The sequence below is a fragment of the Celeribacter sp. genome, from assembly GCF_048270365.1.
Taxonomy (GTDB): Bacteria; Pseudomonadota; Alphaproteobacteria; order Rhodobacterales; family Rhodobacteraceae; genus Celeribacter.
Map to the genome: position 1 here is coordinate 1 of NZ_JBLWTA010000043.1, position 15577 is coordinate 15577.

The following is a 15577-nucleotide window of genomic DNA, read 5'->3' on the forward strand; positions in this document are numbered from 1 at the left end:
GGGGTGATCCGGGTCGAGACCAGAATGGCTTCCGGCTCGCCCTCGCGCAGGTAGATGCACTGGTAGCGCGGCTTGCCATCGTCCGTGAACCCCACGAGTTCATACCGGCAGCGGAACGCGATGCCCTTTTCGGACAGGTCTTTGACACCGTCGATGGTGATCAGGATCTGGTTGCGCGCTATCGGCATGTTCGGACTCTCCCGTTGAGAGCCCTTCTACTTCACGACACTAAGGCCATAAAGACATATGGAGTCAATACGACATATTGCAGAAAAATACATATTGCACGATAGTTGCCGCAACTTTTGCGGGAGAGTGATATGAAACGACAGGCGGTGGCAGTGGCGATGGCGGTGATGAATGTTTTTTGCGCCCCGGAGAGGGCGCAGGCCTATGACATCGACTGTGCCATCATGCTTTGCATGGCCGGTGGATTCCCCCCGAGTGCGGTCTGCGCCCGCGCCTATCGCACCATGATTCGCCGCATCACGCCCTTGCCAAGCCTGCCGCCCTTCGGGGTCTGCTCCTTCGCCCATGTGCCGGTCGAGCTAGGTGGACCCGGCGGGGAAGGCGAACTTGACACCAACCTGCCGGAATACGAATGGCTGAACCGAACCCATGTGATCTGGTTCACCGGGCGCTCCTACGAGCCGCGCGACGAGCCGCGTCAGTGGGACTGGTCGATCCGCTCCTGCGATCGCGAGAACCGGACCTGCCGCTACATCCAGCGGGTCTACGGATCCCACACCCCCTGGCCCGCGACATTCGTCTCGGAAAGCGGGCAGGAGATTGCCTACCCGACCAATGGTGGCCTTTGGCACTTCTATTCCCGCAGCATCATGGTCGAATACGGCGATTACGAGGGCAACATGGGCCACTCGGAATGGTTCTCCTACTGATCTGGACCGTCCGATGTCTTCAGTGAGAACGGGCGCAGGTCGGCAAGGCCTGCATCAAAGTTTTCCGGATCGACATGCCAGCGGCGGCTCACCGAGCCATCATTCCAACGGTAATCGGTGAACAGGTGGATCTCCTGCGTACCATCGTTCAGAAACCCCTCCTGGAAGGGCCAGCCTGTCTTTCTCTTCGCCATTAATCCGCGTCACTCGTACAGTTCTTGCCGTTCTTGTCTTTTTTGGGGGGGGCCGGATCAAAGCCTCAGGAAGCGGACTAGCGTTTGGCAAAAAGCTCTTCGGGATCGACATTGAGCGCTTTGGCGATGCGTTCGAGAAGGTCGAGGGAGGCGGCGAACTTGGCGTTTTCCACCTTGCCCATATGGCCGCGGCTTACGTCGGCCCGATGAGCAAGCTCCTCCTGGCTGAGGCCGCGGGCGCGTCTCAATTCCTGGATGTTCAGTGCTACACGGTCTCGCAAATTCATGCCGTTGAGACGGACACGATGCGCGAAATATCGCCACGCGATATATATTACATTCGGAGATGCAGAGAAGAAATGCTTGAGCGGCGCGAGATCGCCGGAATGGGAGGCCTGCCGAAACGCAGGTCACGGGATGATCCGTCTCGCAAACATTCTGGGCCGTTCAATCGTTCTTTCGGAAAAGGGCGGCACCGGCAATACCGGTGCCGCCAGTCGGTCGCCCCCCCCAGGGAGGTAAAAAGGGCGATCGAAATCTGTAAATAGTGCGTGTTTAAATTGGGCATTCCTTAACGTTGCCATCCCCGAGATCTTACGCGCTTCTTTCAAATCCCAAGCGCTTTGTAGACTTCGGTGAGTCGTCGGAGGGCGATGGTGTAGGCGGCGGTGCGCAAATCCGGGATCGCCGGGTCGCTGTTCCAAAGCGCCGACATCTCGGCGTAAGCGGAGCGCATTTTGTCGTCGAGGCCGGAGCGGACGAGGTCAATCTCGCGCGCGGCGGTGGTGAGTTCGAGCGCGGTATCGGCAGGAAAAGCGCGGCCTGTCATGGTCTCGATCGATTGGGTCAGCATGCGGTGGCCGCGTTCGTCTCGACGGCGCTCCATCAATCCGAACGGGATATGGGTGAGGTTCTTGACCCATTCAAAATAGCTCACCGTGACGCCGCCTGCATTGGCGAAAAGATCGGGAATGATCACGATGCCCCGGTCGCGCAAGATCGTGTTGGCGGCGTAGGTTATCGGCCCATTGGCCGCTTCGACGATCAGGCGGGCTTGGATGTCGGGGGCGTTTTCCTCGGTGATGACGCTTTCAAGCGCGGCAGGGATCAGGATGTCGCAGGGATCTGTCAAAGCCGTTGTCCAGTCTCGGTCAAAGGTGCCGTCGGCAAAGCCCGCGATACCACCCGTGGCCAATACATGCGCCTTCAGCGCCTCGATATCGAAACCGTCGGGATTGCGGATGACGCCATCGCGCTCAGCCACCGCGACGATGCGGCACCCATCCTCAGCACTGAGGAATTTGGCGGCGTGATAGCCGACATTCCCGAGCCCTTGAACGACGACCGAGCGTCCCGCAAGTCCCTCGGACAGGTCCGTCCGTGCCAGATCCTGTGGATGACGGAAGAACTCCTGCAGGGCGTATTGCACACCGCGCCCCGTCGCCTCGACGCGCCCCTCAATGCCGCCCATGGCCAGCGGCTTTCCGGTTACGCAGGCGGAGGCGTTGATGTCGGTCGGCTTCATGCGGCGGTATTCGTCGGCGATCCAGATCATCGTCTTCTCGCTGGTGCCCACATCGGGGGCGGGGACGTTTTGGCTGGGGCTGAGGAAGTCGTGCCGCGCGAGTTCTTGGGCGAAGCGACGGGTGATCCGCTCCAACTCATGGGGTTCCCATTCGGTGGGGTCTATCTTAAGCGCGCCCTTGGAGCCGCCGAAGGGGATATCCATTAGCGCGCATTTGTAGGTCATGAGGGCCGCAAGCGCCTCGACTTCATCAAGGTCGGCATAGGGTGCATAGCGGATACCGCCCTTGGCGGGGCTGGGGTGATTGGAATGGACCGAGCGCCAGCCCTCGAAGGTGTGCATCTTACCCCGCAGTCGCACGCCGAAGCGGGTGATATAGGAGGCATTGCAGACGTTGATCTTGTTGGCCAGTCCCTCCTCCATCGACATCAGCTGCGCCGCGTCGGAGAACATCTGGTTGACGTCATTGAGGAAGGAATGGCCGGAGGGCATCTATTAAGTTCCGTCAGATGAGTAAGGTAAAAGGAAGTAGGTGTAGGCTACCCAGCCAATTGGCGCAGGCCAACTATTGAAGACATTGCCAGATCACCACTCGGTATGGGTTTCTAACAGCCGCAATCCAGGCAGAAAAAAGAGAAGTCCCTGCCTGGAGAACGGTGCGGGCTGCTAGCCGAGGTCTCTAAGGAAGTCGAAGGTGAGGAACTGGCTGATGGCGGCCAAGTCCACATCCGCCCCTAATCCAGGTGATGTTGAAACCGTCAGTTTCCCATCGCGTATGGATTTTTCCGGTGGATTTTCGAGCACCTGAACGTAGGAGTTGTTTTCGGAGAAATATGGATAGATCTCCAATGGCATTACCATCGCAGATGCCGTTGCGACCTGTATCGAGGCGGCTGTCAGAAGGGAACTGGCGCAGTTGTGAGCAGAAACGCGCGCGTTGTAAGTTTCCGCCATTGCTGCGATCTGAACGAACTCAAAGATCCCACCGCAGTTTCCGACATCCGGCATCACGATGTCGACCCCACCGGTTTCGAGGAGGTTGCGAAAACCGTGTCGTGTGTAGGCGCGTTCGCCTGCGGCAATGGGCACTGACCACCTACCTGCCTGGACTTGCATATTCTTAAGATCGAACGGATCAAAAGGCTCTTCCACCCAGATCAGATCGAGTTCTTCGCAAACATCCATGAACCGAATGAGTTGATCATTGTTCAGACCGCCCGAAAGATCGAGCATGATACCGATGTCCGGTCCGACTACCTTGCGTAGCATCCGCACTCGGCCGACAGCCCGTTGAAAGGCTTCGTCGCTCAATTGTCGGCGTTGGACGTGGCGCAGACTTACTCCGTTTACCTCATGGGCAAGTGGATAGCACTTTAGAAGCCGATATCCGTCGGCAAGCGGGCGTTCAGCCGACCTGGCCCATCCTTCGACATCGTTGTGAGACGCACTCCAACCATTGGCATAGACCTCGATCTCAGTGTCGAACTTTGCGCCAAACAGCTCATAAACCGGAATCCCCAGAGACTTGCCTTTGATATCCCACAGGGCTTGGTCAATAGCGGAGAGTGCAGCGAAAACGATTGCGCCACCTCCCTTGGTCCAGAAAGAGTTATCGTAGATTTCGTGCCAAACGGCCCGCGGATAAGTTGCATCGGCACCGATAACACTTGGAGCAAGATCGGCCAGCATTCCAGCGGCAGCCTTCGCGCCGAGCCCATATGCTACGGCCGCCTCGCCATAACCGACAATACCATCCTTTGTAGTCAGTTCGACTATGACGGGGTGCATGCCGCCCCCGCGGATGTCGAAGACCCTCATATTTTCGATGATTTGCATATTTAGTGTCCTTTTTCTTGTTCACGAAGTCGCGGGGAACCCTCAAACGCGAGGGGTTTGGGGTTTTAGTGCAATGGCACGGAGAGTTCAGGCGGAGTCGGAATCCGTCTGGAATGCCAGCGATGAGCGTTTTTGGCGCCTGACGATGACCATGATGCCAAGTAGGATTACCAAGCACGTAGCGGTGAGAAGCATTGCAGAGACAGCGGCTGACTCTGGGCTGGTGTTAAACCGGATACCTTCCCAAAGTTTTCTAGGCAGCGTTTTGACAGACAAATTACTGAGAAAAATCGAGGCAATGGATTCGTCGAATGAGTGGAGCATCGCAAGCAACGCGCCCACCGAAAGCCCGGGCAGGAGTAGCGGGAAGGTGATGGTTTTAAACACGCGGAAAGGATTTGCGCCGAGGCTAGCGGCAGCCTTCGCCAGCCCTGGGTCGATGGAACTAAAGGTCGCTGATGCAACAAGATATATGACGGGAAACACCAGAACTGTGTGCGCCAAGATGATCCCCGTTTTGGTGTCGACTAGTCCCACTCTTGAAAAGCTCAGGTAGGCACCGAGAGCGAATACTACGGCTGGCACCGTCATCGGGGACAGCATTAAAGCCTCTGCTGTATTCCGAAAGCGAAAATTGTGGCCAAACCCAAGCACTGTCAGGGTTGCAAGTGCGAGAGTAAGAACACTGGTAGCGGCCCCTATCTGCAAACTTGTCCACGCCGCTTCAATCCATTCAGGGCTGTTCAGGATTTCCTCGAACCAGCGAAGGGAGTAACCCGGGGGTGGGAAGACGAGGACCTCCGCAGAACTGAACGCAACGGGAAAAAGCACAAGAAGAGGCAGTAGGAGAAAAGCGGAAATTAGTACGATGTAGGTTGGTGCAGCATACTTCGCCACCACGCGCCAAGGCCTCGACATGTTAAACCGTGGTTCAGAGCGTTTTACCGGGTTCCGCAGCAGCGAACGATCGACTGTCGACGAGATATGTTTGGTCTCGCTCTGCGTCGCTTCTCCGGGGTTCTGCCAGCGAGAGAACATCCCAAGGAAAAAAGATAGACCAATGACAACAATTGTGGCGACCGCAGCTAGTGTAATGCCCAGTGCTGCTGCTAGCGCCCAATTAGCGCCGGTCTCAATTTCCGATTGAATAACCTGTGCCAACATTTGCTGACGTTGGTTACCCAGAAATGCTGGCGCTATGAAAGTCGCCATTGTGAATAGAAAGACGATAATCACGCCAGATTGTATCCCTCGGATTGCTAGCGGCACGACCATTCCGAACCAGGCCCTTGCGGGATTCGCGCCCAATGTGTGCGCCGCCAAAAGAATGCGGCCGTCAATGCGACGCAATACGCTAAAAAGGGCAAAGACCATCATTGGAATTGCAGAGTGGACCAACGCCAGCACGACGGCCTTTTCACTGAACAAGAGCGGTAAAGGTTCGGAAATGAACCCCAAGCCTAAGAGTGTCGCGTTTACAAGGCCTTTCTGACCTAAAATGGCAAGCCAAGCAAAGGTTCGAACAAGAACGCTGGTTAGAAATGGCACGAGCACGATGAGACCCAAAATGAGCGCACTCGCACCTTTTGATCGACTAAGAAGCCACGCGAGCGGAAACGATACGATCAACGTAATGGCGGTAGCCTCAAGGCTGATCCGTACAGTTGTCCAGATTATCTTGGTATAGACCGGACTTTGAAATATCCGCAGAAATCGTTGGAAAGCATCTCCGCTGAACGCCTCTGGTACAATATAGAGCAACGGAAGGACGAACGCGACAAGCAGCAAGATCGTCACGGGGGCGAGCAGGGAAACCTTTCGCCAATCAATCATTTCTTGAATACGAGTCACCTTCGTTCTCCCATTGCCTGTATTCTCTGTTGTTTGTGTTTTCGTTGTTATTGAAGGACGTATTCGTCCCACCGCTGCTTTACAGTCTCGAGGTTTTCATTCCACCACTTGGAATCGAGAACTGCACCAAGCGCGGCATTGGCAGGATAGCTCGGCAGTGTTTCGGCCAGAGACGGCTCCAACAGATCAAGCGCTTCGATATTGGTTGGTCCGTAGGGAATTTGCCGCGTAAGTTCCGCCTGTTGTTCCGGCTGAACAGCGAAGTTGATGAATTTCATGGCTTCGCTAGCATTCGGCGCGCCCTTAACGACCGACCAGTATTCGACCGCTACAACCGATCCATTCCAGCCATACGCCCAGTTAGCGCCGGCCTCGATCGCGTTGATGAGCCGACCATTCGGACCTAGTGCAACATCGACCTCACCTTGTTGAATGAAGGCCTGAATGTCGGAAGACGACTTGAAGCCAACGAGTTGATCCTTGATGCGGTCAATGACAGAAAGTCCGCGGTCGACATCCAGCGGATAGAGATCCTCTGCTGCAACACCATCGGCCATAAGGGCAAACTCGAGATTGTAATAGGGCAGCCCCAACATGACGCGACGCGCTTTAACTTCGGGGTCGAAGAATTGTGCCGGGGTCAACCCGTCTGGAAACTTATCTTTGTTCCACGCAAGGTTCTGGGAGAACTTGATGTAGCCGACGCCATATTCTTTGCGCAGGTCTTGAGGAATGCCGTCGGCTTGCACAACGGAGTAGTCAATCGGCTCGAGCAAGCCATCCATCACCTCGGCTTCATAGGCAGCGCCATCTGCCGAAATGACATCCCAGATCACGTTGCCGCTTTCGACCATAGCTTTTACCTTGGCGTATCCGGTGCCGGTTGTGCCGGTTACTTTGATGCCTGAAGCTGCTGCATAGGGCTCAAAGATCGCGGCCGTCTGCGCATCCTGGAACGACCCACCGTATGAGGCGACGACAAGATCCTGGGCATGAACTGCGGACGTGGAACCGGCGATCAGGGTTGACGTCGCCAGAACTGCGGCCACGACGCTATTCTTGAAACTTAGCGATTTCATTTATTATCTCCTTGTTGGTTGGTTGGTTGGTTGGTTTCAGGTGGAAGCTTCGGTTGGCAAAATCGCGACGGAAGTGGGCTCCCAAGTCGCGCTGACTTTCAGGCCATCAGACAGGTTGCCGGCCAGTTCGTGACGGCGCGGCACGTTTGCCAAAAGCGATTGCCCATCTTCGAGTTCAATTGATACACGCCAACCTGATCCGAGGTAGGTGGACTCGCGGATGGTCGCGGAAACACAAAATTGATCCATAGGTGTAGGGTTCGCCGCCGAGCGCAGGACGACATTCTCGGGCCGAACAACGATATCGAACGGAACCGTAGATGGGGTCGGCAGCAACTGGCGGGCGCCAGAAATTTCATAGCCTTTCCCACCATCAAACGAAGCGACCCGCAGGATGGAACACTCGCCGATGAAACGTGCGACAAAGTGATTGGCTGGAGAGGCATAGATCGTCTCGGGATCGGCGACCTGCAGGAGTTCTCCACCCGACATGATGCCCACCCGATCTGCCATTGCCATTGCTTCAGATTGGTCGTGGGTGACGTAAATGACGGTAACGCCCAATTCGTGCTGGATACGTTTGAGTTCGATCTGCATTTGATCACGCAGACGACGATCTAGAGCGCCAAGAGGTTCGTCCATCAAGAGGACATCCGGCCCAAAAACCAGCGCACGCGCCAGCGCGACGCGCTGCTGCTGGCCACCCGAAAGCTGGGAAGGGTAGGACGCACCTCGATCAGAAAGAGACACGATACCGAGAGCGGCATGGACACGCTTGTCTCGCTCATCGCGAGGCATTCCACGCATCTTCAAAGGGTACGCTACGTTTTCTGCCGCTGTCATGTGCGGGAACAGTGCATAATTCTGGAATACGACACCGATGCGTCGCCGATGCGGGGGGAAGTCCGAAATAGGCGTCCCCGACATCAGTACTTGCCCTTCACTTGGTTGATCGAAGCCCGCAAGAAGCATCAGGAGCGTCGTCTTCCCGGAGCCGCTGGGTCCAAGGAGTGCAAAGAATTCGCCTGGGGCGATGTCTAAGTTGACGTCTCGGACGGCGGTCACGGCACCATAGCGGCGGGTCACCCCCTGGAACGAGACTGCGGGCAGAGGAAGGTCGTTCATCGAAGGCTCCTATACATCTTTTTTGTTCAGCAGTTTGCGTGGCAAGCGTGTGAGCACTTCGATGCCATTTTCGGTCACACAAATTGTGTCGCTGATCTGTATTCCCGCCGCTGACAGGTACATGTGGAACACCATACCCTGCTGCAGTTCCCATTCTGCCGCTGGCGTGAATAGGTGCGCGAAGTCCGCCAGTTTAGGGCCGGTTATGATGCCTATTCCATAACCAGTGTTGTGGGGGAAACGGTCACGAAGGCCGACTTTCACCAACTCCTCGCGGGCGAGACGGTCGATTTCCCTCGCGGGAACCCCCGGGCGCATTGCCGAGAGCTGACGATCCTGTATCTCGGCAAGCTGCTCGACACTGGATTGAAGGTTTGAGGGTAGCGGCCCCAGTACGGCGGGGCGCATCACTCGTGTTGAGTAGCCGTTGGACTGCGGAAGAAGTTCGATATGCACGGGTTGACCCACTTCAAGCCGCCGGTTCCCGACCCCGCCGTGCATATGCTGTGTCGTGACCCCCATCCCGAGCAGGACTAGACGCGGCGCATTGTTGTCCGCACCACCTGCAAGCGCCGCAGCATAGCCAGCAGCGACGAGTTCACCCTCGCTGACGCCTTCTGCCATCGCGTCGAGAACTGCTGATACACCCAAGTCGGCAATAGCGGCGGCGCGACGATGTTCCTCAATCTCCGCCGGGGACTTGCGGGCACGCATTTTGAGAATGACACCCGAAATGTCGGCGAACTGTACGTCGGGGAGCGCTGCGGCGAGGCGGCGCTGGTCTCGAACGGTTAAATAGTTCGAGTCCAGTTCCTGTGCGATTGTGGCACTTGCGAGCCCCAGTCGCTGAATCTCGGAGATAAGAAGGTCGAATGGATCTTCCCAATCGACGTAGGTCGCGCGCTCCGTAACCCAGGACGCCGACTCGAAAAGCGCATCATCCAACTCGCGTATAATTGCATGTGCGCTGCCGTCGGCCGTGACAATGCAGCATTGATACATGACCGCGCTCGCCGAGTAGCCAAACAGATACCGCATGTGCTCGGCTGCATCGATTATCGCGGCATCGATGTTGCGGGCGCGAAGGACCTCAGCGAGTTTGGCAACTCTGTGAAGTTGATCGGCGCGATGCCCGTTTTCGTGGCGGCCACTGCTCGCAGTCGAGGAGCGACTTGGCTGCCTTGGGTTGGTGGGTCCTTTGGCCTGACGGGTGTCAACATCGGAGCCGAAGTTCGTTTTCGGGTGGGGTGGGGTATAGGACAATTTCGGGCCTCACATTTGTACAATCGATTGTATAACACAATACAAACGATTGGACTGTCAATGGTGAATTTGGGGAAAGTCGCCGCTTGAGAGGGGTGGGGGCGGGAGGCCGAACCTGTCGGCACTCCGTCGGGCAACGCAAATGTCGTAGCATCAGCACGCCAAATCGGGGTGGTCCTCAAGCCGTCCAGCTGCCGAGTTTCGTCGGGTTGCGGCGGCGGTGGAATGTAAAGTGCGGAGAGACGGACCGTGGCCGCGCGTTAGGGGCGCGCGAACGCAAGAGCAGTGCACGCACAACTGCCACCATGTTGCCAATCTTATAGGCTGTGCTGCTGGACGGCGCGAAGGTTAGTTTTGCATTTGGAGCACGCTGTTTCTCAGGACGAGGTGATGCTCAAGAACAATCTTGTCCGACGCTTTTGCGCCTTGGTAGGCTTGGCTGAATAGAGCATCTGCACCACGGCGGCCCATTTCGAAGCGCGGCACGGATACCGTCGAAAGCGGGGGGAACATCAACGAAGTCAGCTTTAAGTCGTCAAATCCAAAAAACGACATATCATCAGGAATAGTCAGACCGGACTTCCGCGCAGCGGCCATGGCGCCGATCGCAAGTTCGTCTGTCACGCAAAACACTGCCGTAGGTTTCGAGCCGCCATCAAGTATGGAGTTCATAATCCCGAAACCCGACTCGGCATCGTCGCGGAAAGAGTCGGTTTCGCGCGTGCTCATGAATTCGACGAGGTCGTTGTCTCGCATGAAATCCATGTAGGCCGCGCTTCGGTTACGATAGGTCTGGGAGTATTTCGGGCCGCCAATGAAGAGAATCCGCCGGTGTCCCATCTCGTGGAGATACGACATGACCTCCTTGGTGGCCGCGTAGTTGTCGATAGTTACGCTCGTGATGTCGTCACGGTCGATCGGTCGCGAGATAGAAACAATTTTGCGATTGAAATCAGTTATTTTCTCTAATGATTTAGGGATGTTACCAGTCAGGGTGATAATGCCATCTACCATGCCTGTCAAGAGTTGCTTGCCCAACTGCGACTCGCGTTCTTCCTGATTGAGGGTGATGCCCAGCAGGACACTGATACCCCGCTCCGCAAGGGTTCCGACGATACCCTGAACAACATCTGAATAAAACGGCGCGGCAATGTCCGTGCTTATGACAAGTATCTGATTTGCCCGCCCGTCTCTCAAGGCACGAGCTCTTTCGTTGACGAGGTAGCCTGTCTCTCGCACAACTTTGTCAATCAGAACTCGAGTCTCTTTGGCGACGCGTGGGCTTCCTGCCAAGGCGCGGCTGACGGTGGAGACGTCGACCCCTGCTTTGCGCGCGATTTCGGCCATCGTTGGCGGTCGTCTGTGACCTGGTCCATCTTTCAATTTTTTCTCAGCCGATTTGGACATACCGAGTTAGTTCCTTTGGTTTGTCGCCTAGATCACCAAGCGCTCAACATTTGATGGCCGCATATGGACCGCTCTCTTCTCGCCAAGTGCCTTGACAGTACAATCGATTGTACATAGAAGAAAGCCCAATTTCACCGCCCTGGCCGGTACGGAGCCTTCTCTCGTCGTGGCCAGGGCGTGACTCATCGCCATGTGAGGAACACCCATGGTTTGCGAAGCTTTAGACCGCATTTCATCCTTTAAGTTGATGCGGGGAGAGAGAAAACGATGGGCACGGTTTCAACTGATTGGCTTCACGCACCGCACATCTACGTTGAGAATACTCGCGGCGATGATCCCTCATACGAGGTGACTATCGAAGACGTTCTCCGCAACCTCCCTTCTTTCTGCCGTCCTGCGGAACTGACATGTCGCTACTCCGATGAGCGCAATATGGAGAGCTTGCGCCGCGCCGATATTCTGATTGCCGGTAAGCTCGACACTTTGCTGATTTCTTCAGAAGCTAAGAGCCTCAAAATTATCCAATGTACGAGCGCCGGCGTAGAAAAATACGCTCCTTTTGAATGGCTGAATCCGTCTGTTGCGTTTACAAATGCGAGCGGCGTTCACGCTGAAAAGGTCGGTGAGTTTGCGCTTATGGCCACGCTAATGCTGCATGCAAATGTGCCCGCAATCACCACGAAACAACGGCATCATCGGTGGTCCAGAGTTTTGCGAAGCACATCTGCTGGATGCCGTGTCTTGATATACGGCGTAGGTGCCCTTGGCGGAGCTGTTGCCGAGCGGCTGCATTCAGCGGGCTTCCACATTACTGGTATACGGCGAAGTGGAAAACCGGTCGCCGCCGTTGAACTTATGATGACACCTGACCACTTTCACGAGTGTTTGCCTTTCGCAGACGTGTTGATTCTTGCTTGCCCGCTTACTTCCGCGACCTGCGGACTAGTGGGAGCTGGTGAACTTGCTGCATTACCTGCGGGTGCAAGTGTTCTCAATATTGCGCGCGGTGGTGTCATTGACCATTCGGCGCTCCGGCGCGCTCTCGAAAGCGGCCACCTCTCTGGCGCTATTCTCGATGTCTTCGAAGAGGAACCGCTCCCCGCTAATTCAGAGTTGTGGGACATCCCTAACCTTATGATCTTCCCTCACGTTTCTGCGGATGCTCCTGAAGGATATGTTGATCGCTGCCTAAAGATTCTGTCGGAGAACCTTACGCGGGCAAAGACCGGTCGTCCGCTGCGCAACGTGGTGGATCGGCAGTTCGGCTATTGATTGACTATTATGAATGAGATAAACGCACGTCGTCGCTTTCGGACGGATCGGGCTGGGTACTTTTTTGGCCTTAGGCGCAGAAGATGACGAAGACCCCAACACTCGAGTTGCATGGCCTTCAAGAGGTCCTTGACGGGATTTCGAGAGCAATGGAGCGAGAAACGGAGCGTGGTCGAGTCGCCGACTTTATCCCGGAACTCGCCTGTGTAGACAAAAGTCAGTTTGGGATTGCCGTTGCATTGTCGTCGGGAGAAGTGTTCGCAAGTGGCGATGCGCAAACGCAGTTTTCAATCCAAAGCATTTCCAAAGTAATCACGCTTGCAATGGCGCTGGGACGATTGGGTGACGGTCTTTGGGCGCGTGTAGGGCGTGAACCGTCTGGGCTGGCTTTCAACTCCATCCTCCAACTAGAGCAGGAAGGTGCCCGCCCGCGGAATCCTTTCGTCAATGCAGGTGCAATTGTTGTTACAGATGCTATTCTCGCCACCAGCGAGCCCCGGGAAGTCCTTGCGGAGATACTCCAGTTCTTGCGAACCGCTTCCGGCGACAATAGCATTCACATTAGTGAGCTAGTTGCAAAGTCGGAAGCTAACAGCGCCCACAGAAATTTGGCATTGGCGCACATGCTCAAGGCGCGGAACAATCTCGTAAATGAACCTTCTCGCGTTCTGGGGGTATATTTTCACCAGTGCGCTATCGAGATGACCTGCGTTCAATTGGCGAGTGCGGGGCGATTTCTTATGAGCACTCCCGAAACGAATCTCATTTCGGCCGAGAATATTGCCTGCATCAACGCGTTGATGATGACCTGCGGTCACTATGACGGCTCCGGAGAATTTGCCTATCGCGTTGGGTTGCCAGGAAAGAGTGGCGTGGGCGGAGGGATATTAGCGATTGTTCCTGGTCGTGCCTCGATTGCCATTTGGTCCCCTGGTTTGAACGAGCAAGGTAATTCCGCTCTGGGAACGCTTGCGGCTGAAAAATTGGCGCGCAGAATGGGGTGGTCCATATTCGTATAGTTATTTCCCATTTCTTCAGCTACGTGTGTGCGCGCTACCTGAAGTGCGACTCCCATTGCTTTTGAGGGTAGGGCTGGCGCCCCATCTCTTCCACCATCTTTTCGCGGAAGACCTCGGCCGGCGTCCGCCATCCGAGGCATTTGCGGGGCGTGTTGTTGAGCTGGTCGCACAGTTGCCGCAACTCGAGCTCGGTCATTGCAGCGACATCCCGCTGCCGCGGAAGCCACCGTCGCACCCGCCGGTTGGTGTTTTCGACGCTGCCCTTCTGCCACGGTGAGGACGGGTCGCAGAACCACGTCTGGGTGCCAAGCTGTGCCTGCAGATGCGGCCATGATACGAACTCCGTGCCGCGGTCGAAGGTGATCGAGCGGCGGCCTTGGAGGGGCAAGTCACGAACTGCCTTCACGATCTTGCCCATCACGGGTTTCGTCCGCTTGTTGGCGTTCTTCAGCAGCACCGTGAAGCGGCTGACACGCTCAACCAGCGAGGTGACATTGGTCTGCCCAAGCGCTTGTTTGAACAGCATCAAATCACCTTCCCAATGCCCGAATTCGCGCCGGTGGGCGACATCATCCGGACGGAACAGGATGCTGACATCGCGGTCGAATTTCGGAGCCTGGCGTTTGCGGGCACGACGCGGACGGCGGGCCTTGCGGTGCTCAGGGAGATACCACCAGAGCTCCTGCGCCATGCCTTCTTTCGAGTAGATATAGCGATAGATCGTTTCCTGGCAGACGCGCAATCTGGCGCCGTCGTGGAGCAGGCGGTTACCTATCTGTTCCGGGGTCCACCCGCGTTTGATGCGGTCAACGACATGCTGGCGCAGCTCGGGATGACGGACCAGTTTTCGCTGCCGAGCACGACGCTTGGCGGCGTCCTGATGCGCTGCAGCACCGTAGTAGACGTCAAAACCGGGCATGCTTTCATCGCTGAACCAATTCCGTTTAATCTCGCGGTGGATTGTGGCTTTGGAACGTTTCAACACGCGGGACATCTCCCGAACAGGGACCTTCGCCAGCCTCCAGCGCTCGATCTGCACCCGTTCCTTCATGCTCAGTTGATTGTAAACCGCGCCCATGACATCGTCTCTCCATTAGATAACTCTCTGTTTTCTAATGGGAGTCGCACTTCAAGGTAGCGCGCACCGCTGCACATGTATGGTACGCATAAGGTTTATTATGTAAAATAATGATCTCATTTAGTCTGACGACCTTAGTGAATTCGCTCAAACCCAAGTTCGCACTGCTTGATAATCACCGTCCCTTTGCAGTCTAAAGTTTGGTCAATAGGCTGCTGACCGACGCCTTGGCATCGCCATAGAACATGCGGGTGTTTTCTTTGTAGAACAGCGGGTTTTCGATGCCCGAATAGCCGGTGCCCTGACCGCGTTTCGACACGAACACCTGCTTGGCTTTCCACACTTCGAGAACCGGCATCCCGGCGATCGGGGAGTTCGGATCTTCTTGGGCGGCCGGGTTCACGATGTCGTTGGAGCCGATGACGATGACCACATCCGTGTCCGGGAAGTCTTCGTTGATCTCGTCCATTTCCATCACGATGTCATAGGGCACTTTGGCTTCGGCCAAGAGCACGTTCATGTGGCCCGGCAAACGACCCGCAACCGGGTGAATGGCGAAGCGCACGTTTTTGCCCTTGGCGCGCAGCTTGTTGGTCAGCTCGGACACAGCACCCTGCGCCTGCGCCACCGCCATGCCGTAGCCCGGAACGATGATCACGGAGTCAGCCTCATTAAGGGCGGTGGCCACGCCGTCGGCGTCGATTGCCACCTGCTCGCCTTCGACCTCCATCGCCGGACCTGCCGTGCCGCCGAAGCCGCCGAGGATCACGGAGACGAAGCTCCGGTTCATGGCCTTACACATGATGTAGGACAGGATCGCACCGGAAGAGCCCACAAGCGCGCCGACCACGATCAAGAGATCATTGCCAAGCGAGAAGCCGATGGCCGCCGCCGCCCAGCCCGAGTAGGAGTTGAGCATGGAGACCACGACGGGCATATCGGCCCCGCCGATGCCCATGATCAAATGGTAGCCGATGAACAGCGCCGCCAGGGTCATGATGAACAGCGGGACAAAACCGCCGGTGTTGA

14 protein-coding genes and 1 pseudogene are annotated in these 15577 nt (G+C 56.3%); 3 read left to right on the forward strand and 12 right to left on the reverse strand.

What is annotated here, in order from left to right; genetic code table 11:
* Nucleotides 1-188 (reverse strand): annotated as a pseudogene (locus tag ACN0X0_RS21650) (hypothetical protein); the annotation flags it as partial.
* A 132-nt stretch (nt 189-320) separates the two neighbouring features.
* Between ACN0X0_RS21650 and ACN0X0_RS21655 the strand changes: the two are divergent.
* Nucleotides 321-899, forward strand: coding sequence for a hypothetical protein (locus ACN0X0_RS21655; protein WP_417280930.1), 579 nt, complete (start codon nt 321-323; stop codon nt 897-899).
* On the opposite strand, the gene ACN0X0_RS21660 is transcribed toward ACN0X0_RS21655, so the two are convergent.
* The 9 genes from ACN0X0_RS21660 to ACN0X0_RS21700 all read right to left on the reverse strand — a co-directional run bounded on the left by ACN0X0_RS21660 (nt 893) and on the right by ACN0X0_RS21700 (nt 11179).
* A complete protein-coding gene (locus ACN0X0_RS21660) occupies nt 893-1093 on the reverse strand; it encodes a hypothetical protein (protein ID WP_417280931.1) in 201 nt (66 codons plus the stop codon). The two genes, ACN0X0_RS21655 and ACN0X0_RS21660, sit on opposite strands and share 7 nt — an antisense overlap.
* A 77-nt stretch (nt 1094-1170) precedes the next feature.
* A complete protein-coding gene (locus tag ACN0X0_RS21665; protein ID WP_039983882.1) occupies nt 1171-1380 on the reverse strand; it encodes a helix-turn-helix domain-containing protein in 210 nt (69 codons plus the stop codon).
* Between the two features lie 320 nt (nt 1381-1700).
* A complete protein-coding gene (locus ACN0X0_RS21670; protein ID WP_417280932.1) occupies nt 1701-3110 on the reverse strand; it encodes a Glu/Leu/Phe/Val family dehydrogenase in 1410 nt (469 codons plus the stop codon).
* A gap of 174 nt (nt 3111-3284) precedes the next feature.
* Complete coding sequence (locus ACN0X0_RS21675) at nt 3285-4454, reverse strand: mandelate racemase/muconate lactonizing enzyme family protein (protein ID WP_417280933.1); 1170 nt, start codon at nt 4452-4454, stop codon at nt 3285-3287.
* 87 nt (nt 4455-4541) lie between these two features.
* Nucleotides 4542-6305, reverse strand: coding sequence for an ABC transporter permease subunit (locus ACN0X0_RS21680; protein ID WP_417280934.1), 1764 nt, complete (start codon nt 6303-6305; stop codon nt 4542-4544).
* A gap of 47 nt (nt 6306-6352) precedes the next feature.
* Nucleotides 6353-7384, reverse strand: a complete 1032-nt coding sequence (locus ACN0X0_RS21685) for a polyamine ABC transporter substrate-binding protein (protein WP_417280935.1) — start codon at nt 7382-7384, stop codon at nt 6353-6355.
* 36 nt (nt 7385-7420) lie between these two features.
* Complete coding sequence (locus tag ACN0X0_RS21690) at nt 7421-8509, reverse strand: ABC transporter ATP-binding protein (RefSeq protein WP_417280936.1); 1089 nt, start codon at nt 8507-8509, stop codon at nt 7421-7423.
* Between the two features lie 9 nt (nt 8510-8518).
* A complete protein-coding gene (locus ACN0X0_RS21695) occupies nt 8519-9772 on the reverse strand; it encodes a M24 family metallopeptidase (RefSeq protein ID WP_417280937.1) in 1254 nt (417 codons plus the stop codon).
* A gap of 348 nt (nt 9773-10120) precedes the next feature.
* Entirely contained in the window at nt 10121-11179 is a 1059-nt protein-coding gene (locus ACN0X0_RS21700; protein ID WP_417280938.1) for a LacI family DNA-binding transcriptional regulator, read from the reverse strand.
* A 267-nt stretch (nt 11180-11446) separates the two neighbouring features.
* Here ACN0X0_RS21700 and ACN0X0_RS21705 point away from each other — a divergent pair, with 267 nt between their 5' ends.
* Complete coding sequence (locus ACN0X0_RS21705) at nt 11447-12451, forward strand: D-2-hydroxyacid dehydrogenase (RefSeq protein ID WP_417280939.1); 1005 nt, start codon at nt 11447-11449, stop codon at nt 12449-12451.
* An 83-nt stretch (nt 12452-12534) separates the two neighbouring features.
* Nucleotides 12535-13470, forward strand: a complete 936-nt coding sequence (locus tag ACN0X0_RS21710) for a glutaminase (protein ID WP_417280940.1) — start codon at nt 12535-12537, stop codon at nt 13468-13470.
* A 34-nt stretch (nt 13471-13504) separates the two neighbouring features.
* Here the strand turns inward: ACN0X0_RS21710 and ACN0X0_RS21715 are convergent, their stop codons facing one another.
* Nucleotides 13505-14548 (reverse strand): IS30 family transposase, encoded by a 1044-nt coding sequence (locus ACN0X0_RS21715; RefSeq protein WP_417280941.1) that lies wholly within the window; start codon nt 14546-14548, stop codon nt 13505-13507.
* A 193-nt stretch (nt 14549-14741) separates the two neighbouring features.
* On the reverse strand, nt 14742-15577 hold an 836-nt coding region (locus tag ACN0X0_RS21720), incomplete at its 5' end, for an NAD(P)(+) transhydrogenase (Re/Si-specific) subunit beta (protein WP_417280942.1).

Coding starts and splice junctions, on each gene's coding strand:
- ACN0X0_RS21715 (WP_417280941.1), bottom strand. CDS start 14,548: ATGGGCGCGGTTTACAATCAACTGAGCATGAAGGAACGGGTGCAGATC.
- ACN0X0_RS21675 (WP_417280933.1), bottom strand. CDS start 4,454: ATGCAAATCATCGAAAATATGAGGGTCTTCGACATCCGCGGGGGCGGC.
- ACN0X0_RS21710 (WP_417280940.1), top strand. CDS start 12,535: ATGACGAAGACCCCAACACTCGAGTTGCATGGCCTTCAAGAGGTCCTT.
- ACN0X0_RS21665 (WP_039983882.1), bottom strand. CDS start 1,380: ATGAATTTGCGAGACCGTGTAGCACTGAACATCCAGGAATTGAGACGC.
- ACN0X0_RS21700 (WP_417280938.1), bottom strand. CDS start 11,179: ATGTCCAAATCGGCTGAGAAAAAATTGAAAGATGGACCAGGTCACAGA.
- ACN0X0_RS21660 (WP_417280931.1), bottom strand. CDS start 1,093: ATGGCGAAGAGAAAGACAGGCTGGCCCTTCCAGGAGGGGTTTCTGAAC.
- ACN0X0_RS21655 (WP_417280930.1), top strand. CDS start 321: ATGAAACGACAGGCGGTGGCAGTGGCGATGGCGGTGATGAATGTTTTT.
- ACN0X0_RS21690 (WP_417280936.1), bottom strand. CDS start 8,509: ATGAACGACCTTCCTCTGCCCGCAGTCTCGTTCCAGGGGGTGACCCGC.
- ACN0X0_RS21685 (WP_417280935.1), bottom strand. CDS start 7,384: ATGAAATCGCTAAGTTTCAAGAATAGCGTCGTGGCCGCAGTTCTGGCG.
- ACN0X0_RS21670 (WP_417280932.1), bottom strand. CDS start 3,110: ATGCCCTCCGGCCATTCCTTCCTCAATGACGTCAACCAGATGTTCTCC.
- ACN0X0_RS21705 (WP_417280939.1), top strand. CDS start 11,447: ATGGGCACGGTTTCAACTGATTGGCTTCACGCACCGCACATCTACGTT.